Here is a 23,562-nt window from a genome sequence, read left to right as displayed (position 1 = left end):
TGTATGGCAGCCTCAATCGAGCCCCCAGCACCTTCCCCAAGGGGCTCTGGAGTACATGATGTTTACTGGTTTGGTCGAATGTGTAGGAACGGTCAGTCGCCTTCAAGGCCGCTCACCGCTGCGTGTGACGATTCAATCGACCATGAATACTTCAGAAGTCGCCCTCGGTGATTCGGTTGCCATCAACGGCTGCTGCCTTACAGTTGTCGAAAAGTCTAAAGATTCTATGACCTTCGAGGCTGCCACAGAAACAATGGACCGTACAACCATCGCTCGTCTTCAGGTTGCAGAGGAAGTCAATTTGGAGCGTGCGCTTCGCGTAGGTGACAGGCTTGGCGGACATCTGGTCTCTGGCCATGTGGATGCAGTAGGGCATGTTGGTGTCTGCGAAATGCGTGGCAGTATGCTTTGGGTCGGGGTCGAAGTGCCTGATAGTGTGAGTAGAATAACAGTTGCCCGTGGCTCAATTACCCTCAACGGGGTGAGTCTTACGGTCAACGATGTTGATAAGTCCATGATTTTTGTAGGTTTAATTCCTCATACCCGCGAAGTCACCACATTGAAGACCCTGCAAATTGGGCAGGCCATCAATGTGGAGGCTGATATGCTGGGGCGCTATGTGGAAAAGTTGTTAGCCACTCGCCAGACACCGGTTAGCACCGGGTTGACCGAGCAATACCTGAAAGATAAGGGGTTCGCATGAGCCACGAAAAAGTACAACGCGCCTTGAGCGCTATCCGTGAAGGCCGCATGGTCATCTTAGTTGATGACGAAGATCGCGAGAATGAAGGCGATTTGTGCTGTGCTGCTGATAAAGTTACCCCCGAATTGATCAACTTCATGGCCTCGAAAGGTCGAGGTTTGATCTGTCTCACCATGATGGAAGACCGGCTCAAAGAGCTTAAAATCCCGATGATGGTGGACCAGAATACCAGTCCCTTTGAGACTGCATTCACGGTTTCTATTGAGGCACGAACTGGTGTGAGCACAGGTATCAGTGCCGCCGATAGAGCCCGCACCATTCAGGTTGCTGTTGCTGAAGAGAGCACCGCTGAAGATTTGGTTCGACCAGGTCACGTATTTCCTTTGCGAGCTCGCGAGGGCGGCGTGTTGGTTCGAACGGGGCAAACAGAAGGCAGTGTCGATTTGGCACGAATGGCTGGATGTTATCCTGCAGGGGTCATCTGCGAAATTATGAACGAAGATGGCACGATGGCGCGCATGCCGGATCTTAAGAAGTTTGCGGAAGAGCACGATACGCCGATCCTCGCGATTGCGGATTTGGTTCAGTACCGTCTTACTCAAGAAAGCCTTGTGCACCCGATTGTTTCTCGCAAAGTGGAACACCCGACTTGGGGTGAGGTTGAGCTTTGGGCCTTTGGCACTCGGCTAGACGGAAAGCAGCACCTCGCGGTCGTAAAGGGAGACCTATTTAACGGCCCTCCGCCTCTGGTACGCGTGCACTCAGGTTACCCTTTCGCGAATGTATTTGGTGATCTCTTTTCAAACGATAGAGGTTGGCTAAACGCGGCACTCGATAGATTGGGCGAAGAAGAGCGCGGTGTGATGGTCTGTATTGACCGCGGCGCACCTCAAACTCCACTTGATAAGCGTATCGAGACATTGGGTGATAAACGTCCTGTAGCTACGCGCGATAACAGCGGCGTTTTGCGAGAGTATGGCATTGGAGCCCAAATTCTGCGTCAATTAGGGTTGAACCATATTCGTCTTCTGACCAATAACCCACGCCGCTTGGCGGCTATCAAAGGTTTTGGACTGGAAGTGGACGAGATGGTTCCATTGATTCAGGACGAGACGAAGATGCCAACGAAAATTCATGAATTGGTGTCGCAAGACCAAAAAGCAGGAGGCGAAGGATGAGCCAGCAACCCACAGTATACGAAGGTGATTTCAACGCGGCCGGTGGGCGCTATGCAATTGTTGCTAGCCGATTCAACGCATTTATCGTTGAGAAATTGGTTGAAGGTGCTCTCGATGCATTACGCCGTCACGGTGCCGATGTTTCGACCGTTGATGTCGCTTGGGTACCCGGTACTTTTGAAATGCCGTTGGTAGCTCGCCGTATGGCGACCAGCAAGAAATACGATGCAGTCATTTGCGTGGGCGCAGTTATCCGTGGTGGTACGCCTCATTTTGATTACGTTGCAGGTCAGTGTGCCCGCGGCGTATCGCAGGCTGGGTGGGATGCGGATGTTCCGGTTGTCTTTGGTGTGCTGACAACAGATTCAATTGAGCAATGCATTGAACGTGCTGGCACTAAAATGGGTAACAAGGGTTTTGAAGCAGCAGTTGCAGCTATCGAAACAGCTAATTTACTTAAGAGCCTTCCGGCCGGAGAGTCGTAAATATTATGCGCAGACATGGGCGCGAGTGCGCATTACAGATCCTCTACCAAATGGACATGCAGAGTTTGCTCACAAGCAAAGACGAATCGTCGCGGCTTAAAGCGATTTCTGATTTTTGGGGCAGCTTTGACAAGGTGGGACCAGACGACAGGCGTTTTGCCACACGCTTGGTCAATGGTGTCATTGAGGCGCTCGGTGGACTGGATCAGGCCATTGAAGGCGTCAGTCATCGATGGAAAATGGGCAGAATGGCTCAGGTTGATCGTAATCTTTTACGAATGGCCGCTTACGAGATCATTTATTGCCCCGATATCCCAAAATCTGTCACGATCAACGAAGCTATTGAGGTAGCAAAACGGTTCAGTGGCCAGGACTCTTTTGCCTTCATCAACGGCATTCTCGACAAATTAGAGCCTGAATCAGACGACCACTAATCACCGTGTCCAAGTCTAAGGTAGCTAAACTCCCCACACGCCTCTCGGCCGATCTTTCAGGCCTGGATCAACTTCAACTTGAGTCGCTGGCGGTCTTCGTCTTTCAAGATGTGAGGCCACTGCGCGGTGTAGCTGGTTATATTGATTGGCGTTTATGTGGATCCTTGTCTCGTTTGATCCTTGCCGGCCATTTCGAAGGTCGACGTGACGAGCACGTTTTGATGCCGGTCACGGGAACACTCAATATCCAGAGACTTTTCATTTTTGGCCTCGGACCACTGCGGACTTTCAGTCAGTCTACACTTTCGAGCGTCTGTGGTACCGCTATTGAGGTCATGGGCCGAGCGGGAGCCACCTCAATTCATCTTTCTCAGCCCGAAGTTTACGGACGCGAAGATATTGCTCAAAGCTTTTTAGATGTGACCTCTCGGACAATTAAGCGCCATCTTACTGGAATTTTGGTCAGTCCTGAGTTTTGTAGCGCCTAAGTCCCTTATTTCCGCCAATAATTTGGCAAAAGTCTCAAAAATACCCGATAATTAATGCGCAGGTGCATCGTACCTGTTTGTGTCAGGTGTTGCCTCGAATTCGGTAAGCTCCTAAGCTGTTTAGTGGGTGAAACCGAAATAATATTGGAGGGATGGCTCCCATGCCCAGGGTACTGGTTGTTGAAGATTCTCCCGTCATGAGAGGGCTTATAGGCTCTTTAGTTGACGAACTCGGAGAAATAGATGTTGTTGAAGTCGAGAACGGCTTGGAAGCACTGCGTGTGCTTCCGGTGGAAAGTTTTGATCTCATCATCACAGATATCAATATGCCAAATATCAATGGTTTGGAATTGCTTTCCTTTATCCGAAACAATCCGCAACACGTCGACACGCCAGTTCTTGTAGTTACTACTGAAGGAGCTGCCCGTGATCGTGAGAAAGGTCTTGCACTGGGCGCTACAGATTACTTGGTTAAACCCTTTGAGAATGAGGTTTTAATTGAGACGGTGCGCAGGTTGCTACAAGAAAAAGAATGACTACTCTCGTCAGTCCTGAATTTGTCGCTGAAGCTCAAGAGATTGTGGATGCACTGAACCGTGATCTTATTGCGGTTGAAGATGAAATGCGTACGGGTGCGGATGAAATTGATCCGGACCGTTTAAACAATCTGTTCAGAAGTGCCCACTCCCTAAAAGGGATCGCTGGGATGTTTGGTTTGGAAGAAGTTGCTGGCCTCGCGCACGATATGGAAAATGTGCTCGATGGTATGCGACTCGGTAAAGTCTCTCTCGACACTCGCGCCGTAGACGTCCTCTTTAGCTGCGTTGATCGCTTCGGCGTGTTGATTGAAGAGGCTTCAAGAGGTGTTAAAGGCGAAGGCACCGGTTCTCAAAGCTTAAGAGACCAACTGCAAAAGGTTGCAGAGGGTGATGAGGATGAGGGCGGCGAGGATATCCTGGATACCATCGACATCGGTGAAGAAGTCCTCGGTGTCCTTACAGAATACGAAGAACACAGGCTTCGCGAAAACGTTAAGCGTGGTAAGAATTTATTTACGCTTCATACTGCTTTCGATTTAGCGACTTTTGACCAGGGCCTTGCTCAGCTTGATGCTGCGCTCAAAGGCAAGGGCGAGGTCATCTCGAAGCTACCAAGTTCACAAGAGACCGACCCAGGAACTCTGGCGTTTGATATCATTGTGGGCTCTGAACTATCGCAAGGTGAACTTACTGAAATCATTACAGTCGATGGGGCCGAAATAGTTCCCATTGCACGTAAGAACAGTAAGGGCAGCAGCGCACCAGCCAAGAAAGAAGCGGTGCCAATCGGTGCTCCTGCTCCCGAAGCAGCCGCTACATCTGAAGCTGCCCCGGCGGAGGCAAAGCCTAAGCCGGCAAAAAAAGCTGAAGCAGCGAAAAAAGCTGAGCCCGCGCCGAGTCCAAGTCCACAACGTGCAGCGATGCAAACCGTACGTGTTGATATCCGCCGCTTGGATAGACTGATGAATATGGTTGGTGAACTTGCCTTAACGAAAATGGCTGTTCAGCGGCTCAGTGAAGAGCTTAAGCAAGATATTGGGTTTACCGGCATGGCCGTTGAACTGCACAAAGCGAGTCGTAACTTCGAACGACGTTTGGCTGATTTACAAGCTGGCATCATGGAAGTGCGTATGGTTCCGCTTGATAACCTCTTCGAGCGTATGGTTCGTATCGGCCGTCAAATTGGGCGTGAACTCGGTAAGCGCGTTCGGATTGAGGTGAAGGGTGCACACACCGAGCTGGATAAGCTTATTGTCGAAGATCTCGCCGATCCATTGATGCACCTGATTCGTAACTCGGTTGACCACGGTCTCGAGGCTCCAGACGAACGTAGAGAATCTGGGAAAGATGAAGAAGGCCGAGTTCGGTTAACTGCGGTTGCACAAGGTAACCACGTTGTCGTTGAAATCGCCGATGATGGACGCGGTATCAACACCGAGAAGGTTCTTGCCCGGGCGCTTGAAAGAGAGCTCATTACTGAAGAGCGAGCCCGCGAAATGACGGACCGCGAAATCTTTAATATTCTTTTTATGCCTGGATTCTCAACTGCTGATCAGGTCACTGAATACAGTGGTCGCGGTGTGGGGATGGACGTTGTTAAAACGAATATTGCCGAACTCAGTGGAATCATTGATGTTGAATCTGAGATGGGTGTCGGAACGAAGACTACGGTTACATTGCCAATCACGTTGGCCATTATTCCGGCGTTGATTGTTCGAATTGCCGACCGCGTTTATGCTCTGCCGTTGAATAACGTGATGGAGACACTGTCACTCCAAGAAACGCAAATTAAAACCATCGAAACACGTGAGGTGATTTCGGTACGCGGCACGACGGTTCCATTGGTCGACTTACGAGAAATATTCGGTATGGAGGGTGAGCGCTCTCACGATGCTTTTAGTGTTGTGGCGGGAGTAGGTGAGAGCCGGATGGCCTTGGTCGTGGATGAGCTGATTGGTCAACAGGATATTGTTATTAAGTCTCTTGGCCGAAGATTGAGAAACTTACCGGGCATCGCGGGTGCAACCGAGCTTGGTAACCAGAAAACAATTCTGGTGATTGATATGGTTGGCTTAATTAATGAAATGACTTCTCAAAATGAAGAGAGAGCGAGTGCTGCAAGATGAGCGAGTCAGACAACGGTGGTTTTGATCCGGGAGAAGGTTTCTCATTGCGACGGGGAGTTCTACCTCCGCTCTTAGGCGCGCAGGATATCACAGATATCAGCGAGTTTTTTGTTTCAAAAGAGGAACAGAAGCAGAGCCTTGCAAGTTATCTATCCGATCCTGCGTTTTCTACAGCCGCTGTTCTGTCCGATAATATCGTCGAGCTTTTGAGCTTTTGGGTTGCTGATGAAGAGTACGCCGTTGATATTTTAGAAATCGGCGAAATTATTAAGGTCCCGGAAATTACAGATGTACCCAGAGGGCCGCGTTGGCTCTTGGGTGTTATTTCATTACGCGGTACGGTTGTACCCATTCTTGATTTAAGAATCGTATTAAAACTCGATAAGCAAGAGGTCACCCGAGCGAGCCGTGTTCTGGTTCTAAGAGCCGACGATGAACCGGTCGGCATTCTGGTTGATCGTGTAACAAGCGTTGTTCGTTTAGAGCGAACTCAGATTGAGCCAAAGCCGCAGACGATGCGTCTTGAGGCCGGTGACGTTATTCGCGGCGTCGGTCGTATTGGTGAGAGGGTTCTAATCATTCTAGATGGCGACAGCGTCGTTAGTGTATTGGAGCGAACCTAATGGAACGTGAAAGTTTAACTTTAGGTAGTATCGAAACCGAGGAAATTACTCAGCTTACTGCTTTTAAAGTGGGTGATGAGGAATACGTCGTCGATATCTTAAGAATTCGAGAAATTATCAGACCTCTGCCGGTAACACCGGTTCGGAGAGGTCCTAGATTTGTTGAAGGCGTAATCAGCCTGCGAGGCTCTGTTATCCCCGTGGTCGATATGCGCAACCGGTTCGGTTTGGGACCACTGTCAACAGATTCATCCAAGCGACGGGTTATCATCCTGGTTATTGACGGCCGGGTTTTGGGACTCATCGTAGATGCGGTTACCGAGGTAGTCCGTGTGCCTCGGACTTCTATCCGACCCGCGCCAGGTTTTCTTGACGCAGAACGAGCTCCCTATTTTATGGGTGTCTGTTACCACAAAGAGAGGATCCTGATCCTTTTGAATGTTCGTAACGTTGTTGAGTCTGAAGAGGCAATCGACGTGATGACAGCATCAGAGTTGATGGGGCAACCCTAATAATACGTGGGGCTTAGGCGCTGTGACAACCGATTCAAAATTTAAAACGCCAGCATCTTTTTCTGAGACTGCTCACCATGAGACAAATGTAGGGCTCACTCCTGAGAATGCGCGTTACGCATCCATTCAGGCGATTAACCCTGCGGCTGATAATGCCATTGATCAAATTATCGAATTGATGGGTGACCCAAGTTGGCGTGTTAGAAAAGCTTCAGTTGAGAAGATTGCATCCTTTGAGCATACGGCTGAGCTAATTGCCACACTCACTGAGGCTCTAAGCGCCGATAACAATGCGCGTTTACGAAACACTGCAGCCGAGGCATTGATTGAAATAGGCTCCGGCGCACTGGAGCACCTCGTCGTCGCGCTTGGTACCGCAGACAGCAGTCGACGTAAGTTTATCGTAGAAATTCTTGGCTCCATTGGAACAGACACAGCTCGTGTGAGCCTTTTTGCAGCTCTCAATGACCGAGACCGAAATGTGCAGGCTGCAGTGGTAGAGGCGCTGGGAAGTATTGGCGGACGTGCAGTCGTCAGTGAACTGGTGAGACGCGCTTCTGAGGCCATTGGAGACAAGCAGCTCCTGAATTATTTGGTTGGAGCGCTCGGTACATGTAAAGCAGAAGTCGATTTTAAGATCCTTGAGGTATGGGAGAGAGAACGGTCTATCGTTCGGTTGGTTGGACCCCTTCTAGGTCTGTCAGGTGATCCCAGGGCGTTTCCGCTCCTCGCTAAGCATATGATGGATGGTTCACGAAGTGTACGAACAGGGGCCCTAAAAGGCGTAAGACATGCGATGACTGTATTCGCACCTCTTGACCTATCCGATCTCAAAAAAGAACTGTTCAAAAAACCAGAGGTTCTCGAGAGAATTCGTGAAGCTTTGGGCGATAAAGAAACAAGCATCGCCGAATCTGCTTTCGATATTCTGGTGATGATTGGGGATCCGGTTTTCGCCTCAGATATTCTGCGGGCAGGCACAGGTGAAGCGTGGGAACCGAGGGCTGTGGAAGCTGTTGTGAATATGGGTCCGCAAGTGGTTGAACCGCTTATGCGCGAGTTCAGTACCACCAGAGCGAGTGCGCGGGTTTTATTCCTTGAAGTCTTAGAATTGCTCGGCGATGACTCGGTGATACCCACCTTGGTTCGTACGGCACATGGTGGTGACTCTCGAGCAGCAGAGGCCGCGATTCATGCGTTGGCTCGTATCGGCGGCGCAACCGAAGTTGACGTTATTGTTGAATTGATTGTGACAGGTGAGTCCGACCTCAAGCAGCCGGCAACGCTTGCTCTATCGGCCATTGGCAAGCGTCATCCACAAAGAGTGGCTGACCAGGTTCGAATGATGATTGAGCGTAAAGGTCAGAACGCTGTGTGGCTTTCAGTTCTCGGCGCGCTAAGACGATCTAAAGATTTAGATGTTGTTGTTGAAGGTGTTCGCAATGCGAATCCCAAAATAAGAAAAGCAGCGCTCGGCGCGTCCTTATCTTATGGGGGTAGTTTTCCGGAAGAGGTTCTTCTGGAGGCACTTAACGATGCTGTGGCCACAGTGAGGGCGGCAGCAGCGAGAGCATTGGGTGCGTTTAGTACTGACCAAGCATTGGTAGCACTTCGACAGGCTATGGAAGATGATGACCCTTGGGTTGTTTCTGAAGTGGTTGAGGCGCTGGGGCGCTCAGGAGCACACCTGGTGGTTGATGAACTATTTCGAATGGTCGAACATGAATCTCCTGCAGTCGCTATATCGAGTTTACAAGCACTGGCGAGACTTTGTCCTCTCGGAGTTGATGGCATTATCGATGTAGCCTTAAAGAACCACGACTCTGAAGTGGTCGTTGAAGCTATGAATGTTTTGCGTTGTCTATCAAGAGATGAGGCAGGCGAGCGCCTTTTGAAGGCCATGGAGCACCCGTCATGGGATGTTCGGTTGGCTGCAGCGGAAATGGCTCAGCGTCGCCGCATAGTGATGAAGAAAGAGGACCTTACTCGTCTTTTGAAAGAAGAGCGTGAAGTTATAGTGCGTGCCGCCTTTGAAGAGCTAGAGTCTCTGGTGGAGGCTGATGCGTGAGTGGTCACGGTTCTCACAACATCCGGCTCCAAGAAGCGGAGTTTAGATTGCTCAGGGAGATCATCCATGAGCATTGTGGGATTTTTTTACCGGACAACGTCACTTTCCTTCTGGAACGACGTTTAAGACCACGTTTGAAGGCGCTCGAGCTTGAAGATTTTCGAAGTTATTACCGTTACGTTAAGTATACCCGTGATGGCTATGAAGAACTGTGTGAGATTGTTGAGCGTATTACGACCAACGAGACATACTTTTTTCGAGAAGAATATCAGCTTAAAGATTTCATCGAAGAAATTATTCCCGATATTCTTCAGGAGCACGAGCGGGATTTGCCGGTTAATATTTGGTCGGCGGGCTGTTCCAGTGGAGAAGAGCCGTACACGCTGGCGATGCTGCTCAATGATTCAGGGTTCACAAACTCATTCGACTTTAATATTCTCGCCAACGATATTTCGCAGCAGGTCTTAGATAAGGCGAGCGACGGTATCTACCGAGAAGCTTCGTTTAGAGAAACGCGTCCCGATGTGATGACACGTTACTTTCGAAGAGAGGGAGCTCGGTTTCGAATCAACGAGAATATTCGTCGCCAAGTTACTTTCGAGCAAGCAAACCTCATCGATTCGTCCACCCTCGTTGGCTATCAAAATTTCGATGTCATCTTTTGCCGAAACGTTATGATCTATTTCGCTCGGGAGAGCCGAGAGCAACTCTTACAAGAGTTTCTTGAACGATTGCGACCTGGCGGTTACCTGCTGCTGGGCCACTCTGAGAGCCTTGTAAATCTTTCAACGGGTTTTGAATTGATTCCGCTCAAGCGCGGTATCGTCTACCGTAAGCCACTCGATCCTAGCACCGGTTCCGGGGGCGACGTTTGATGGTCAAACCACTTAAAGTTGTGGTGGTTGATGACTCGAGCTTTAACCGTGAAACAATTGTGCAAACTCTGAATAGTCATCCGGACTTTGAAGTGATTGGAACCGCTGCGGACGGCGAAGTTGGACTTAAGCTGGCGATGACGCTGGATCCCGACTTGGTGACATTAGATTTAGAAATGCCAAGAATGGATGGCTTTACGTTTCTACGTGTCATTATGGAACAAAAGCCAATGCCTATCCTTGTTGTCAGCGCGCACAGCCGGGCACAAGATGTCTTCAATGCTTTGGAGTTAGGTGCTTATGATTTTGTAGCAAAGTCGAAGCACTTTTTCCCCGGAGAGATTTCAGAGCATTTGCGAAATGAGATTCTTCGTAAAGCCCGGGTTGCTCGGCAAATCAAACTTGCAAGCACCAATGAAGAAGACACTCGGAATATAGAGAAATTAGCAGAGGTACCTGGCGGTGTCGTTAGGCGTGTGGCTTGTATTGGTGCATCAACGGGAGGACCCAGAGCACTGAGGCATATTTTAGGAATGTTACCTGGTGGCGGCGGTACTGCTTACCTTGTTGCGCAGCATATGCCGGCGACGTTTACGGGTGCTTTTGCCGAGCGCTTAGATCGAGCACTTTCTCCAAAGGTGCTATTGGCCACAAATAATATCGAAGTGTCGCCCGGTCATATCTACATTTGCCCTGGGGCTCACAATATGGAGCTGAAATCCTACCAAGGAGGCTGGCGCCTTAGGGTGTGGCAGGCTGAATATATGGAGACCTCACCATCGGTGGACACCTTATTTCAGTCCGTAGCGCGAGATTATGATGGTTCGGTGCTCGGAATATTGCTCACGGGAATGGGGAGCGATGGCGGGCGAGGAATGCAGTCCTTGGTGGAGGCAGGAGGGCATACAGTGGCGGAGTCGGCTGAAACTGCTGCGGTTTTTGGAATGCCGAAGGAGGCCATCGAGCGGGGAGCCGCTAAAGAGGTTTTGGCATTAGATGAGATCGGCACCCGATTATGCCAATTTGCCCGCGGAGAAGGTGTCCGATCTGGTCAGCAGAGTTGAGGCGGGTGAACGGATCGTGATAAATATGAGTCTAATTAAAGGGGAGCCTAATGGATTCCGAAGATAACCCAGTGGAAGATAATATCTCACTTGGGCACGAAGACCAGATGAATGACCTCCAACAGGCGCTGGACGAAGCCGAGCTTCGTCTGCAGAAGGCTGAGGCGAGAAATAATCATTTACTGGAAACATTGATTGCGACATCTCAATTGCAGCAAGCCTTGGGTTTCGAAGACGCTAAAAAGGTACTTCAAGAAATCATGGTGAATTTCGTTGGCGCAACCGATTTTGCGATCGCGATGGTATCGGAAGAGGGTGATAAGCTACTTCCCGTTATGGCGGTTGGATTAAGTGAAGAAGCCGTATCGGAGATTGATTTGGCAAGTGGCGTCGTTGCAAATTGCGTGCAGTCCGATAAGCCGTTCACTTCAGATTCGTTGATCGTCATGGAAAAATTAAACGCAGCGGAACCGCGCGTTGTGGTGCCACTTAAGCTTGCTAATAAACGAGCAGCTCTTTTGCTTTGTTACCGATTTTTGGGACATAAGACAGAAGTTAGGGCAGCCGAGTTACAGCTCTACCAAATGTTAAGTACGACGATTCTCGTCTCTCTACTCGCTGCCAGGCTTGTTACTATATCTGGTAGGGATTTTTCCAATCGGAGTGATTTACTCGCGGTGATGTTACCTGGGGAGGCCGAGTAATGAACGATTACACTGCACTCGTTGTTGAAGATTCTCCGACCATGCGTCAACTCCTTGTCTCTGCTTTGGGGCAAATGGGAGAGCTTAAGATACTTGAAGCTGAAGATGGCGTTGATGGTCTTAAACAAATGAGAGAGCATCAAATTGACATTTTGATTACTGATATCAACATGCCGATGATGGATGGTCTTAAATTGGTCGGGATGGTTCGTAAGGATCCAAAGCATCGCGACATCCCAATTATCATTGTCACGACTGAAGGCGCACGTGAAGATCGCGATCGCGGCTTATCTCTTGGAGCGGATGCTTACTTGGTCAAGCCAGTGAAGCCATCAGAGGTCGTAGCCACTGTCGGTGATTTGTTAGGGCTCTACACCTAACAACCGTCTCTGAATACGAGCTGCTTAAAGCTCGTTTCCCTGAATAAATACAGAGTGAAGAGGAGCCGCTGCTGGGTTGTAAAGCAGCGAGCGCCAATCTGCGTGATCTAAAACGATAAAGTCAGCGCGTTCTCCCGGGCTTAGAGAGCCTCGGTCGTTTAAACCAAGTGCTTTCGCACCGCCTCGAGTCATCCCCCAAAGAGATTCTTCCAGTGAGAGTCCACACTGGGTCGCACCCATGGTGGCGCAGAGAGGAAGATCTATAACCATTGATGAGCCGGGGTTACAGTCTGTGGCAATCGCAACTTCGCATCCCGCATCTCGCAGTGCTCTACCGTTTGGCCAGTTAGCGCCGCCCAAGAAAAGACCACAGCCAGGAAGAATGGTTGCGATGGTTCCAGCTTGAGCCAATGCCTCACGACCTTGCGCAGAGGTTAACTCTAGATGGTCAGCAGAAAGTGCACCCAGCTCGGCGGCCAGCGCAGCACCTCCGCCTTCATGAAGTTGGTCCACATGAAGCTTGATTTTGAGCCCCGCGGCCTTTGCGCGCTCAGCAATGTAGCGGCACTCATCTGGGGTATAGGCAGTGGCTTCAACGAACACATCACAAAACTGAACCGTCTGACTCGCAGCTGCTGGCCCCAACACTTGGCTACAGAATTCATCGATATACTCTTTGCGGTTGTCGCGGCGATTGGGCGGAATCACGTGGGCGAGTGCTGTTGCAAAAATGGTTTGATCTGGAACCGTCTGGCGCAGCTTTTGGATGACCTGCAGTTGTAAGTTTTCAAGTTCTGGTTCTAAGCCATAACCTGTTTTGATTTCTAAAGTTGTGGTTCCTCTTGCCAGCATATTCTGAAGGCGCTTTTGCGATTGGGTGACAATCGAACTGAGCTCCGTGGCGCGTAGAGCTTCAACCGATCGAACAATGCCGCCCCCAGCTTTGGCAATCTCTTCATATGTCTCGCCGCGGGTTCGACGGGCCATCTCATCCATACGGTCACCGGCAAATACAATGTGCGTGTGGGAATCGATGAGACCCGGTAGGACTGCGCGTCCTTCTAAGTCGATGGTGGTGTCCCCATCGTTGATGGTTGCCGAATCCTGTGGTCCGGCAAAAACGACAACGCCATCCGAAACACTGAGTGTGGCCTGCTTAACCACCTCGATGGGTGAACGGGTATCGCCCTCATCTAGGAAGGGGCGCACCAGCTCTGAAATACCCTGATAGTGTATGGTACCCATGGATTATAAACCGGGAACGTTTACGCCGCGTTCTCGGGCCACATCTTTAGCGAGGTCGTAACCTGCGTCCACGTGCCTTACGACGCCCATACCAGGGTCACCTTGAAGAACACGTTTGATACGCTTGTCAGCTTCTTCGGTACCGTCTGCCACGATAACCATACCAGCGTGTAGAGAATAGCCGATGCCTACACCGCCGCCGTGGTGAAAGCTCACCCAGCTTGCGCCATTCACAGCATTGAGCATCGCGTTTAAAATAGGCCAATCAGCCACAGCATCGGAACCATCTTTCATGGCTTCAGTTTCTCGGTTCGGGCTTGCAACGGAGCCGCAGTCTAAGTGGTCACGCCCAATAACAATGGGGCCTTTTACCTCACCTTTTCGAACGAGTTCATTAAAAGCCAGGCCTACCTTTTCGCGCTCGCCATAGCCGAGCCAGCAGATTCGAGAGGGCAGCCCTTGGTACTGAATGCGCTCTTGAGCCATGTCAATCCAGCGGTGAAGCTCGGGCTTGTCGATGAGCGCTTTGACACATTCGTCTGTACGCTTGATGTCTTCAGGATCGCCGGAAAGTGCGACCCAGCGAAATGGACCCATTCCTTCGCAAAACAGTGGGCGAATATAAGCAGGTACAAAGCCTTCAAAAGCAAAGGCGTCTTCAAAGCCGCCAAGCTTAGCTTGTGCTCGTAGGTTGTTACCGTAATCAAAAACGTGGCTTCCGCGTTTTTTCATATCCACCATCGCTTTGCAGTGGGCAGCCATCGATTCTTGAGAACGCTTTACATAGACTTTAGGATCGGCCTCTCGGAGTGTGTCTGCCTCTGCCATCGTCATGCCGTGAGGCACGTAACCGCCTAGAGGGTCATGAGCTGAGGTTTGATCTGTGACTAAGTCGAAGTCGTAGCCTCGTTTAGCGATTTCGGGAAAGACATCTGCAGCGTTGGCACAAAGCGCAATAGAGACCGCCTCGCCCTTAGCTTTTGCTTCGTCAATACGGGCCAGTGCTAGGTCGAGATTGTCAGCTACTTCGTCGAGGTAACGGGTTTCGAGGCGCCGCTGGATTCGCTGTGGGTCCACGTCGATTGCAAGCATACAGGCACCGGCCATGGTGGCCGCTAGAGGTTGCGCTCCGCCCATACCGCCAAGTCCGCCGGTTAAGATGGACTTACCGCTGAGATTTGCATCGCCATAGTGGGTTTTGCCGGCCGCGCAGAAGGTTTCGTAGGTACCCTGCAAAATTCCCTGGGTTCCAATGTAAATCCAGCTACCCGCAGTCATCTGGCCATACATCATCAGGCCTTTTTTCTCGAGTTCGTGGAAATGATCCCAGGTAGCCCATTCTCCGACCAAGTTGCTGTTGGCGATTAGGACGCGGGGTGCATCTGGATGGCTCTTCATGATCGCGACGGGCTTGCCCGATTGTACCAGGAGCGTTTCGTCGTCCTCGAGATCTTGAAGGCTTTTGACGATGTTGTCGTATGCTTCCCAGTTTCTCGCGGCTTTTCCTGTTCCGCCGTAAACCACCAGATCTTCTGGACGTTCTGCTACCTCAGGGTCCAGATTGTTCATAAGCATTCGTAATGCAGCCTCTTGAACCCAGCCCTTACAGCTTTTTTCTGTGCCTCGTGCGGCTCGAATTACCCGTGACATATGGTCTTCTCCTCGGTCTCAGAACTCTGTGCGGCTGAGTTCGTTTGTTGCCTATTGACCCCTTTTTTCAGGAGTATCAAGGGCCGCATATAACGCGAGAATTGCCGAAAGAAAACCTTACAAAGATGACGCGTCGCGCAAGTATGTCGAACCTATATTGGCACTTTGGTCCCGGTAGTGTATCTCCCCTCTACGAATCTGGAAAACTGGAGGAACCTATGGGTTTACGCAATTTGAGTTGGATGATCGCTTTGGCCTCGTTGGTCGTTGTTGGATGTAATGAACCGCGCTTTATGGGGCGAACCATGGGCTCTTGGACCATGGATCTAGAAAGTGACAATGATTACGCGCGAAGAGCGGCTTGTGAAGCGATTGCAACGGCGGGACCTGCTGGTGCTCCGGCTGTACCGGCCATGGCTAAGCTCCTAGACGACGTAAACGACGGGGTGCAGACCTATGCTGTAAAAGCGTTGGCAGCAGTGGGCCCGGCAGCGATTCCTGAACTTGAGAAAGTTTTAGCTCAGGAACAAGTACCGAATGTGCGCTTGAATGCAGCGACGGCTTTGGTGCAAATTGACCCAGCCAACGTTAGCGGGCGTGATGCTCTCTACGCGGCTTATACCGGTACGGGAAATGCCAAGATCGCACGCGACGCAGGACATATTATTGTTCGGCAAAAAGGCGCGTTGGTCGATCTCTTGATGAAGGGGGTTCAAGATACTTATGAGCCCATCAGAATTGAATCAGCTCGGTTGATGGGTAAAATCGGAACTCCGGCTGCTCCTGCGGCGGATACGATGATTAAACTGATTCAAGATGAGACACAGCCTCCGATGCTTCGACGCACCTTGGTCTCAGCTCTGGCAACAGTTGTTACGAAAGAAAAAGCTGCACCCGTGTTTCAGGCCTTGGTTGATAACGAAGAAGGCGACGGCGACGTGACTTCAATGGCCGGCGACATGCTTCGTTACATTGGTGAACGTGAAGCTGTAAGCGGCAACGAAGTTGACCCCAATAGCCCTGAAGCCAAAGCAGCAGCTTTGGAAGCAGAAGCCAATGCGCTGGATGCAGCGGCAGGTAAGTAATCAAAGAAGCGAGCTTATTGTGAACAATAGAATATTCCTTTCGAGCGTCCTTATATTGGGTGTTTTAGTCACCTCTGCGCCGGCTTTAGCCATCGTAAATGTTTTACCAAGTGGAACCCAGAAAGATGGTTTTGCGGGCAAGTTTGCAACATCGGTTACCTGGCGAACCGGCAACACAAATTTGCTTCAATGGTCGGGCAGTGCGAATGCTTCTTACCATCACGCTGACCACGGCCTGTTGTTTAAGGCGCAGGTTACCTACGGCTCAAAGAGTGAAGAAGTTTATATTGCTCGTACCTTTGAGCATATCCGCTATCGTTACACGTTAACGGACTGGCTAACGACTGAAGCCTTGTTTCAGCACCAGTATGATATGTTTAAGGCACTTAAGTTCAGGGCGCTTCTTGGCTGGGGGCTTGCAGCGAATTGGCAGCCCTTTGAGAATCTAAGCATGGTGCTTGGCTCAACTTATTTACTCGAGCGTGAAATTGAAGGGACCGATGAACCCATCACGATTTCAAGTTTCGCAGATTTTGACCACCGTTGGTCCAACTACGTTCAACTGGGCTGGAATATCACCGAGACTATTGGCTTGAACTCCACCAACTTCTTGCAACCGCGCCTGGACGATTTTTCAGATCTAAGAATTTATTCTGAAAATAGCTTAACGGTGAAGGCGAATGATATTTTTTCCGTGAAGGTCTCCTTTAACGCAACTTACGACAGTGAGCCCTACAGTGATGTCGATACAGTGATCGAGTCTCTAGATACCAACCTAAAGACATCTCTTGAGTTCAGTTTTTAGAAGCCGCTTCCTAAGCGTTAGAGCACTCCTGGTTTAGGTGGAGCCGGGCTGTTGACCCGTGCGGGACTTTGGGTACTCTAACCACTATGACCACAGCACTTGATACCTTATTCGTTCGGGACACACCTCTGAGGATTCTCGTGGTGGGCGATGTGATGATAGATGGTTACCTTGAAGGTGATGTCGGTCGGACTTCACCCGAGGCCCCCGTACCCGTTGTTCTCTCGAAAAATACCCGTCATGTTGCAGGCGGTGCTGCAAACGTAGCCAATAATCTCAGAGCTCTGGGCTCTCATGTTACCCTGGCCGGATTTACCGGGGATGACGCTGAAGGAAAGACTTTGGCACATTTGGTTCAGGCTGCAGGTATTGAGCATTGCTTCGTAAAAGATCCCAGCAGACCGACAACTTATAAGCTTCGGATCGTCGCTCAAAACCAACATATGTTGCGAATCGACAGAGAGTCCAAGAACCTGGCAACCGCAGCTATGACGGATGCGCTCTGGAACAAGATAGAACCTCTTTTAGCGCGGGTTGATGGGGTCGTTGTTTCTGATTACGCCAAGGGGGTTGTAGGCATCTCATTAATGAATCGCCTTATAGCTGAAGCTACGAAGCTTGGCCTGAAAGTCTGCGTCGATCCAAAAGGCCGTGATTACAGCCGATATCGCGGTGCTTATATGATTACCCCCAATCGCCGGGAAGTTGGCGAGGCGGCTCAGCGAAATATCGATTTACCTGAGGATTTCCAGCAAGCGGTTGCAGAGCTGAAGGAGCAAACCCAGGCAGAGGTTGTTCTGGCCACTTGCGGTGCAGACGGCATGCTTGTTTATGAGTCGGATAAGCAGGCGTTGAGATTACCTGCCCAAGCCTCCGAGGTGTATGATGTGACGGGTGCTGGCGATACAGTGATCTCAGTTGCAGCCATGGGAGTTTTTTGTGGTATGGCCGTAAGCGATGCCGCTGAACTTGCCAATATTGCAGCGGGGATAGCGGTCGGAAAGTTCGGAACCGTGGTAGTCTTACCGGAAGAGCTAAGGTCAAGTGTGGCTCGCGGTGGCAGTGACCAGTATGCAAAGATTTTGGATTTCGACGAGGCGGTATCGGTGGCTGAGAGGTACCGGCAAGCGGGTAAAAATATCGTTTTTACAAATGGTTGCTTTGACCTGCTTCATGCGGGCCATGTTCATTACCTGCAGCAAGCGCGGCTCAGTGGCGATCTCTTAATGATTGGCCTCAACACAGATGCATCTGTTCAAAGGCTTAAAGGCCCCAAGCGCCCCATTGTTCCAGAAAAAGAACGAGCCGCTGTACTTAGCGCTCTGGAGTGCGTGAGTCATGTTGTGCTCTTTGATGAAGATACCCCGAAAAATATAATCGAATCACTTAAGCCTGATGTTCTCGTCAAAGGTGCTGACTGGCCGGCCGATAAGGTTGTAGGCCGTGACTTTGTCGAAGGTAGAGGGGGCAAACTTGTCCTAATCGACACCTTGGAAGGCCGCTCCAGCACTGAGATCGTGAATACGATTTTAGCGAGAGAAAGTGCTAACACCCAGGCGGGCTAAGATTGCCTATAATCGTTTTAAATAAGCTGGTGAACCCTTCACAATAGCTCCACAAATAGCCTATGAATGCCTCTCTGCGCCGAGCCCTATGGCTCTCGCTGGACTTCAACTTGTATGAAGGGGAGCTCGGAATGATTCATAAAACGGGTCAGGTCATGGTTCAAACTCATGGCCTCATAAAAGACTATGGACCTAATCGCGCTGTTAAAGGAATTTCCTTCGAGGTCTCTAAGGGTGAGGTCTTAGGTTTTCTCGGTCCAAATGGTGCAGGTAAAAGTACCACCATGAAAATGCTGACGGGCTTTCTAAAGCCAACGTCGGGTTCAGTCACAGTTGGCGGAATCGCGGTGGCGGACGAGCCATTGGAGGCGCAGCGCCGCATTGGCTATCTGCCGGAAAGCGCGCCCATGTACGACGACATGATGGTCGTTGATTTTCTACATTTTGCGGCAAAGCTTCGAGGCGTACCACTGGACCTTCGCAAGAGCCGCTTGATGGAAATTGGCCAGCGCTGTGGATTAGAGAAAGTTTTAGGTAAAGACATCGGCCAGCTTTCTAAAGGATACCGTCAGAGAGTAGGACTTGCGCAGGCACTGGTTCATGACCCTGATTTATTGATTCTCGATGAACCAACCTCCGGGCTCGATCCCAATCAAATCGTTGAGATTCGCCAGCTCATTCGTGAATTGGGGCAAGAAAAAACAGTCATTTTATCAACGCATATTCTCCCAGAGGTCCAGGCTACATGTAGCCGGATTGTCATCATTAATGATGGTGAGTTGGTTGCCGATGATACGCCAGAGGCTTTGATGGAGCAGCAAGAAGGCGGCCAAATAAATGTTGTGGTTGCTCCCCGAAACGGTACTCCACTTGAGCGGAACCGAATCCAAGAGCATTTCCAGGGCTTACCTGGCGTAAGATCTGTGGCCCACACCGATGGTGACGGGCAGGGCACCCTGGGCTTCAAAATTCGCACATCGGGAACCGATGACCCAAGAAGAGATATTTTTGGCGCAGCCGTGGCACAGGATTGGGTTCTTTTAGATTTACATCGAGAGCACGTTTCTCTCGAAGATACTTTTAGACGCTTAACTCAGGGGTAGGGAGATTATTGATGAATCCCATATTAACAATCGCCGGGCGTGAACTGAAAAGTTATTTCGATTCTCCAATCGCGTATATTGTGGTCGTTTCATTTCTGTTGGTTGCAGGTTGGATGTTTTTTGGTTCGTTTTTCTTAATGGAACGAGCGGATATGAGAATGTTCTTTGCTCCATCACCATTTAGTCCTTCGATGCTGCTGGTTATCATGGTTCCTGCACTCACGATGCGCCTTGTGGCCGAAGAAAAGAAATCAGGAACGATTGAGTTTTTGACAACGATGCCGGTTACGGACACTCAGGTTATCCTCGGGAAATTCCTTGGCGCTTTTGCCTTACTAAGTTCTGCTATCTTAGCCACACTCATCTATGCGGTTTGTGTAAGTTTCGTCGGGGATTTGGACTGGGGTCCAGTAATCTCCGGTTATGTTGGCCTCCTGCTTTTTGTAGCGGCTATGACTGCTATCGGCCTTTTGTGTTCAACATTAACGAGTAATCAAATCGTGGCCTTTATCATTGGCTTTCTGGTTTGTGCGGGACTCTATTTTGTTTATTGGCTGCAGTTTTTCATGCCTCAAGGTCTGGGCGCGATTGTTGAGTACCTGTCCTTAAGCTTCCATCTTGATAATTTGGCGAGGGGCGTGATCGATACACGCGATGTTCTTTACTATTTGAGCGTAACTTCGGGTGCACTCTTCTTGTCGGTTCAATCGATGAACCGTCAGCACGCGTAAGGAGTGGGTGATGAAGCAAACTAAGACTATAGATAAATCGATTTTGGTATTCGCAGTCATCGGTAGCTTAATTGCGTTAAACGTTTTGGCGCTTGAGATGTTTGCAAGAGCAGACCTTACGAGAGACGGACAGTTTACGCTGAGTGACGCCACAGTTAAGAGCCTGGAAGAATTACCAGACCCGGTTCGCATCGATGCTTATTTTACGGCGAACTTGCCGGCGCCTTATGGAAACAATGCTCGGTACGTGCGTGATTTGCTCGAGGAGTATTACGCTCGTAATAGCGCTGACTTTAGCTTTCAATTTATAGACCCCGCAACTGCTGAAAGTGATGCAGATAAAGAGAAGAAGAAGAACGTTCAAAAAGATATTTTCGGACGAAGTGTTCGGGAGGCAACCGAACTCGAGACGAAGCTTCAGGAGCTTGGTATCCCTCCGGTTGAGTTGCGTGTGAATGAAGATGATAAGCTTGAGGTGAAGCGTATTTTTATGGGCTTGGCTCTTCATTATGGTGACCAAACCGAGGTCATTCCTGTTGTTCAAAACACTGCTAATCTCGAGTACGAACTCACAACCATCATCCGCAAAATGGTACGTCCTCGCATACCGAAGGTAGCTTTTTTAGTAGGGCACGATGGCCCTGAACCTAAAAAAGATATGGGGCGACTTTGGGGAATGCTTGGCCAGCTCTACAGTCTGACTGAACTCGATTTAACCCAGATGCCGATGATGGAAGATTTAGACGCTTTGATCATTGCGGGTCCAAAGTCTGCGTTGGGTGCCAATGAAATAAGTCAAATTGAAGAGTTTATTGCAGGCGGTGGGTCGGCGGCGTTTTTACTCGATGCGCTTTCAGTCGATCAGCAAACTTTGCAAACTGAGCCGAAGGTACACGGACTTCAAGGTCTTTTGGCAACTTACGGTGTGGTTCCATCCTCTGAGCTTGTTTTAGACAAGTCATGCTCAACGATTAACGTGATGCGCCAACAAGGTTATATGCGAGTAGCTCAACAGGTTGCATATCCATTTATGCCGGTATCGGAAGATTTAGATAACGAGCATCCTTTGACCCGAGGACTGGGGCAAGTTGCATTACCATTTGCGAGTCCGCTGGTTGTTGAGGATTCGCAGCTTGGTCATGAGGTTGATGTCTTGGTTCGTTCGTCTAAAGAGTCTTGGCTTGCGAATGCGCCATTCAACATGGACCCATTTCAGCGCTGGACGTTAGATGCACTCGGAGAGCAGGCGGCGCATCCGTTGGTGGCTGTTGTAAAATTGAAGCAAACATCGGCGCGTCAATCACGCGTTTTAGTCGCCGGTACATCCAGCTTTTTAACAGACCAGTTCATGCAACGCAGCAACGAAGCTTTGGTTTTGAATTTGCTGGATTGGCTCGTCTTGGATGAAGACTTGTTAGCGGTGCGAACCAGAGGGCTCGCGGCCGCACCATTAGAGGAATTAGAGGATTCAGAGCGATTGACGGTGAAGTACGGGAATATTGTGGGTCTGCCACTTTTGTTCATGCTCTTCGGTATCGTGCGATGGCGAAGACGTGAAGCCCGTCGTCTTACTGCGCAATTTTAGTTTTAGAGAAGGTAATGGAAATGAATAAGTCAACGGGCCTAGCGGTCTTCGTCTGTATCGTCTTGGCCGGAATGGTTTGGGTTAAGCAGGGCGAAAAACAAGAGCGCGGTGTGTCTCGGGTGTCTTTTACGCAGCTGGATAGTACGCAGATCAGCGGGTTGACGATTAAGGGTAAGCACCCTGTGGTTTTAAAGCGTCAGGAAGATTCTTGGACGGTTGAGAGCGGTCGACGTGCCGATGCAACTGCAGTGAAGGCAGCGCTGGATGCTCTTGTAAAGATTGATTCTACCAACTTGGTTACGCAGAAGCCTGAACGTTTCGCAGAATTAAAGGTCGACGAGAAAGAGGGAACACATGTGGTTGTCTCGTCTGGCGATTCGGTTGTAGCAGACTTTGTGATCGGTAGCGCCGATGCAGGCGGCTCTTATATCCTGTTCGAGAACAAAGTTTACTCGATGAAGAGAGTATTCCCCGGGACCTTTTCACGACCCACCGCCTCTTGGGTCGACCGGCGTGTGGTCCAGGCAGAAATGGATGCGATAGCGCGGGTCGAGATTAAGGTACGGGAAAGTGAGTCTTATAGCTTGGTGCCCAGTGCTGATGACACCCGAGCATGGTCACTGGCCAATGCTTCGGTGCTGCCTGATGGGTTTCGTTTTGACCACGCGGCCGCCTACCGTCTCGTGAATGCATTGTCTGATTTACGTGCACGTGAATTCGTCGACGGCGCAAGTCATGAAACTATGGGTCTTGGTGAGGAGGCGAGCCGAGTTGTTGTACATTTCAAGGACACCGGCCGGGCGGCTCAAACCTTGGTGATAGGCCAGGAGGCTGGGAGTAAATTGGTCTATGGCAAGGTCTTGCCTCAGGGGGATGTTTTTATCTTTTCGTCCCATTCTTCTCAGCTCCTCACTCAAGCTCCTCGTGATTTTCGAGATTTGAGACTTATCGATTTCTCCCTACCCGACGTGCAGAGCTTCGAAATTATGGATGGTTCCATGAAAGCCGAGCTCAAACGGCAAGGGGAAGGGTGGGTGGTTGGCTCAGCTAATCCACCGTTGCCTCAAGGTTTCGAACTGGATGTCTTAGCTGTGGAGGCCCGGTTACAAGTTCTTAAGAACTACCGAGCCAAAGCACTGGCTCCTGATACAAAGCCGCGCAAAACCAAGTTTAAACGTTCGAAAAAGCAGGTACGCGTCACGTTGGGAGACGGATCGACCCGCAAGATTGAGTTCGGCGCAGTCGCCGACGTGAAAGGCGAGACCATGCTTTATGCACGAGGCGCCATCGATACCGCTCTATATTACGCAGACCAGGGCTCTTTGGGCGCAGTTTTGAGCGATCTGAAGTCGATGGGTAAAAAGGTTGCACCCCAGCGGCCCAATCTGGGTAATTTAGATCCGAGTTCATTGAGCCAATTGCCGCCCGAAATTCGTAAGCAGATTTTGATGCAGTTAGAGCAAGAAGAGCAAAAAAAGAAGATGCTCAAGGCTTTTGAGAAGCAACGCACAGTTAAACCGGCGCTAAAAGCCGAACAAGTGAGATAACTTGTAAATAGGGCACTCTGGTGAGTTGACACAGGACCAATTATCCGTATCACTGCTCAGTGAAATG

Annotated in this window: 23 protein-coding genes; 21 read left to right on the top strand and 2 right to left on the bottom strand. The window is 50.1% G+C overall.

Going from position 1 to position 23,562, the window contains the following annotated elements:
• Positions 1-55 precede the first annotated feature (55 nt).
• The 14 genes from HOK28_10650 (at position 56) to HOK28_10585 (ending at position 12,179) form a co-directional block, all read left to right on the top strand.
• On the top strand, positions 56-703 hold the full coding sequence (locus HOK28_10650; protein ID MBT6433543.1) for a riboflavin synthase: 648 nt from the start codon (positions 56-58) through the stop codon (positions 701-703).
• The gene (ribB, locus tag HOK28_10645) at positions 700-1,881 is read left to right on the top strand and encodes a 3,4-dihydroxy-2-butanone-4-phosphate synthase (protein ID MBT6433542.1); all 1,182 of its coding nucleotides are present in this window, start codon (positions 700-702) and stop codon (positions 1,879-1,881) included. Before HOK28_10650 ends, ribB begins: the two co-directional genes overlap by 4 nt.
• Complete coding sequence (locus HOK28_10640; GenBank protein ID MBT6433541.1) at positions 1,878-2,366, top strand: 6,7-dimethyl-8-ribityllumazine synthase; 489 nt, start codon at positions 1,878-1,880, stop codon at positions 2,364-2,366. The genes ribB and HOK28_10640 overlap by 4 nt, the downstream gene beginning before the upstream one ends.
• A gap of 5 nt (positions 2,367-2,371) precedes the next feature.
• Positions 2,372-2,800, top strand: a complete 429-nt coding sequence (gene nusB / locus HOK28_10635; GenBank protein ID MBT6433540.1) for a transcription antitermination factor NusB — start codon at positions 2,372-2,374, stop codon at positions 2,798-2,800.
• Positions 2,801-2,805: 5 nt separating this feature from the next.
• Positions 2,806-3,288, top strand: a complete 483-nt coding sequence (locus HOK28_10630; GenBank protein ID MBT6433539.1) for a peptidase M17 — start codon at positions 2,806-2,808, stop codon at positions 3,286-3,288.
• A gap of 161 nt (positions 3,289-3,449) precedes the next feature.
• Entirely contained in the window at positions 3,450-3,824 is a 375-nt protein-coding gene (locus tag HOK28_10625) for a response regulator (GenBank protein MBT6433538.1), read from the top strand.
• Complete coding sequence (locus HOK28_10620; GenBank protein MBT6433537.1) at positions 3,821-5,953, top strand: chemotaxis protein CheA; 2,133 nt, start codon at positions 3,821-3,823, stop codon at positions 5,951-5,953. Before HOK28_10625 ends, HOK28_10620 begins: the two co-directional genes overlap by 4 nt.
• Positions 5,950-6,576, top strand: a complete 627-nt coding sequence (locus tag HOK28_10615) for a purine-binding chemotaxis protein CheW (GenBank protein MBT6433536.1) — start codon at positions 5,950-5,952, stop codon at positions 6,574-6,576. The genes HOK28_10620 and HOK28_10615 overlap by 4 nt, the downstream gene beginning before the upstream one ends.
• Complete coding sequence (locus tag HOK28_10610) at positions 6,576-7,088, top strand: chemotaxis protein CheW (GenBank protein ID MBT6433535.1); 513 nt, start codon at positions 6,576-6,578, stop codon at positions 7,086-7,088. Before HOK28_10615 ends, HOK28_10610 begins: the two co-directional genes overlap by 1 nt.
• 22 nt (positions 7,089-7,110) lie before the next feature.
• On the top strand, positions 7,111-9,156 hold the full coding sequence (locus HOK28_10605) for a HEAT repeat domain-containing protein (protein ID MBT6433534.1): 2,046 nt from the start codon (positions 7,111-7,113) through the stop codon (positions 9,154-9,156).
• Entirely contained in the window at positions 9,153-10,031 is an 879-nt protein-coding gene (locus HOK28_10600; protein ID MBT6433533.1) for a protein-glutamate O-methyltransferase CheR, read from the top strand. Before HOK28_10605 ends, HOK28_10600 begins: the two co-directional genes overlap by 4 nt.
• Entirely contained in the window at positions 10,031-11,095 is a 1,065-nt protein-coding gene (gene cheB / locus HOK28_10595; protein MBT6433532.1) for a chemotaxis-specific protein-glutamate methyltransferase CheB, read from the top strand. The genes HOK28_10600 and cheB overlap by 1 nt, the downstream gene beginning before the upstream one ends.
• 71 nt (positions 11,096-11,166) lie before the next feature.
• Positions 11,167-11,799 carry a hypothetical protein gene (locus HOK28_10590; protein ID MBT6433531.1) on the top strand — a complete coding sequence of 211 codons (633 nt, stop codon included), beginning with the start codon at positions 11,167-11,169 and terminating at the stop codon, positions 11,797-11,799.
• Positions 11,799-12,179 carry a response regulator gene (locus HOK28_10585; protein MBT6433530.1) on the top strand — a complete coding sequence of 127 codons (381 nt, stop codon included), beginning with the start codon at positions 11,799-11,801 and terminating at the stop codon, positions 12,177-12,179. The genes HOK28_10590 and HOK28_10585 overlap by 1 nt, the downstream gene beginning before the upstream one ends.
• Before the next feature lie 24 nt (positions 12,180-12,203).
• On the opposite strand, the gene HOK28_10580 is transcribed toward HOK28_10585, so the two are convergent.
• Positions 12,204-13,424 (bottom strand): imidazolonepropionase, encoded by a 1,221-nt coding sequence (locus HOK28_10580; GenBank protein MBT6433529.1) that lies wholly within the window; start codon positions 13,422-13,424, stop codon positions 12,204-12,206.
• 3 nt (positions 13,425-13,427) lie between these two features.
• The gene (hutU, locus tag HOK28_10575) at positions 13,428-15,074 is read right to left on the bottom strand and encodes a urocanate hydratase (GenBank protein MBT6433528.1); all 1,647 of its coding nucleotides are present in this window, start codon (positions 15,072-15,074) and stop codon (positions 13,428-13,430) included.
• A gap of 218 nt (positions 15,075-15,292) precedes the next feature.
• Between hutU and HOK28_10570 the strand changes: the two genes are divergently transcribed.
• The 7 genes from HOK28_10570 to HOK28_10540 all read left to right on the top strand — a co-directional run bounded on the left by HOK28_10570 (position 15,293) and on the right by HOK28_10540 (position 23,495).
• A complete protein-coding gene (locus HOK28_10570; protein ID MBT6433527.1) occupies positions 15,293-16,159 on the top strand; it encodes a HEAT repeat domain-containing protein in 867 nt (288 codons plus the stop codon).
• Positions 16,131-16,964, top strand: coding sequence for a DUF481 domain-containing protein (locus HOK28_10565; GenBank protein ID MBT6433526.1), 834 nt, complete (start codon positions 16,131-16,133; stop codon positions 16,962-16,964). The genes HOK28_10570 and HOK28_10565 overlap by 29 nt, the downstream gene beginning before the upstream one ends.
• Positions 16,965-17,050: 86 nt before the next feature.
• Positions 17,051-18,529 (top strand): D-glycero-beta-D-manno-heptose-7-phosphate kinase, encoded by a 1,479-nt coding sequence (rfaE1, locus tag HOK28_10560; GenBank protein MBT6433525.1) that lies wholly within the window; start codon positions 17,051-17,053, stop codon positions 18,527-18,529.
• 155 nt (positions 18,530-18,684) lie between these two features.
• A complete protein-coding gene (locus HOK28_10555; protein MBT6433524.1) occupies positions 18,685-19,632 on the top strand; it encodes an ATP-binding cassette domain-containing protein in 948 nt (315 codons plus the stop codon).
• Between the two features lie 11 nt (positions 19,633-19,643).
• The gene (locus tag HOK28_10550) at positions 19,644-20,363 is read left to right on the top strand and encodes an ABC transporter permease (GenBank protein ID MBT6433523.1); all 720 of its coding nucleotides are present in this window, start codon (positions 19,644-19,646) and stop codon (positions 20,361-20,363) included.
• Between the two features lie 10 nt (positions 20,364-20,373).
• Entirely contained in the window at positions 20,374-21,948 is a 1,575-nt protein-coding gene (locus HOK28_10545) for a GldG family protein (GenBank protein ID MBT6433522.1), read from the top strand.
• 20 nt (positions 21,949-21,968) lie between these two features.
• On the top strand, positions 21,969-23,495 hold the full coding sequence (locus HOK28_10540; protein MBT6433521.1) for a DUF4340 domain-containing protein: 1,527 nt from the start codon (positions 21,969-21,971) through the stop codon (positions 23,493-23,495).
• Positions 23,496-23,562: the final 67 nt, after the last annotated feature.

The organism is Deltaproteobacteria bacterium (assembly GCA_018668695.1).
Classification (GTDB): Bacteria; Myxococcota; XYA12-FULL-58-9; order XYA12-FULL-58-9; family JABJBS01; genus JABJBS01.
Note: the sequence above shows the minus strand (reverse complement) of the source record. Positions and strands in the feature narration are given on the sequence as shown.

Bases quoted from the DNA above. Each gene is read 5' to 3' on its own strand.
- HOK28_10545 (MBT6433522.1), top strand. From the start codon at position 20,374: ATGAAGCAAACTAAGACTATAGATAAATCGATTTTGGTATTCGCAGTC.
- HOK28_10550 (MBT6433523.1), top strand. From the start codon at position 19,644: ATGAATCCCATATTAACAATCGCCGGGCGTGAACTGAAAAGTTATTTC.
- HOK28_10610 (MBT6433535.1), top strand. From the start codon at position 6,576: ATGGAACGTGAAAGTTTAACTTTAGGTAGTATCGAAACCGAGGAAATT.
- HOK28_10625 (MBT6433538.1), top strand. From the start codon at position 3,450: ATGCCCAGGGTACTGGTTGTTGAAGATTCTCCCGTCATGAGAGGGCTT.
- HOK28_10555 (MBT6433524.1), top strand. From the start codon at position 18,685: ATGGTTCAAACTCATGGCCTCATAAAAGACTATGGACCTAATCGCGCT.
- HOK28_10580 (MBT6433529.1), bottom strand. From the start codon at position 13,424: ATGGGTACCATACACTATCAGGGTATTTCAGAGCTGGTGCGCCCCTTC.
- cheB (MBT6433532.1), top strand. From the start codon at position 10,031: ATGGTCAAACCACTTAAAGTTGTGGTGGTTGATGACTCGAGCTTTAAC.
- HOK28_10570 (MBT6433527.1), top strand. From the start codon at position 15,293: ATGGGTTTACGCAATTTGAGTTGGATGATCGCTTTGGCCTCGTTGGTC.
- HOK28_10615 (MBT6433536.1), top strand. From the start codon at position 5,950: ATGAGCGAGTCAGACAACGGTGGTTTTGATCCGGGAGAAGGTTTCTCA.
- ribB (MBT6433542.1), top strand. From the start codon at position 700: ATGAGCCACGAAAAAGTACAACGCGCCTTGAGCGCTATCCGTGAAGGC.
- HOK28_10540 (MBT6433521.1), top strand. From the start codon at position 21,969: ATGAATAAGTCAACGGGCCTAGCGGTCTTCGTCTGTATCGTCTTGGCC.
- HOK28_10620 (MBT6433537.1), top strand. From the start codon at position 3,821: ATGACTACTCTCGTCAGTCCTGAATTTGTCGCTGAAGCTCAAGAGATT.
- rfaE1 (MBT6433525.1), top strand. From the start codon at position 17,051: ATGACCACAGCACTTGATACCTTATTCGTTCGGGACACACCTCTGAGG.
- HOK28_10585 (MBT6433530.1), top strand. From the start codon at position 11,799: ATGAACGATTACACTGCACTCGTTGTTGAAGATTCTCCGACCATGCGT.
- HOK28_10565 (MBT6433526.1), top strand. From the start codon at position 16,131: ATGCGCTGGATGCAGCGGCAGGTAAGTAATCAAAGAAGCGAGCTTATT.
- HOK28_10640 (MBT6433541.1), top strand. From the start codon at position 1,878: ATGAGCCAGCAACCCACAGTATACGAAGGTGATTTCAACGCGGCCGGT.
- HOK28_10650 (MBT6433543.1), top strand. From the start codon at position 56: ATGATGTTTACTGGTTTGGTCGAATGTGTAGGAACGGTCAGTCGCCTT.
- nusB (MBT6433540.1), top strand. From the start codon at position 2,372: ATGCGCAGACATGGGCGCGAGTGCGCATTACAGATCCTCTACCAAATG.
- hutU (MBT6433528.1), bottom strand. From the start codon at position 15,074: ATGTCACGGGTAATTCGAGCCGCACGAGGCACAGAAAAAAGCTGTAAG.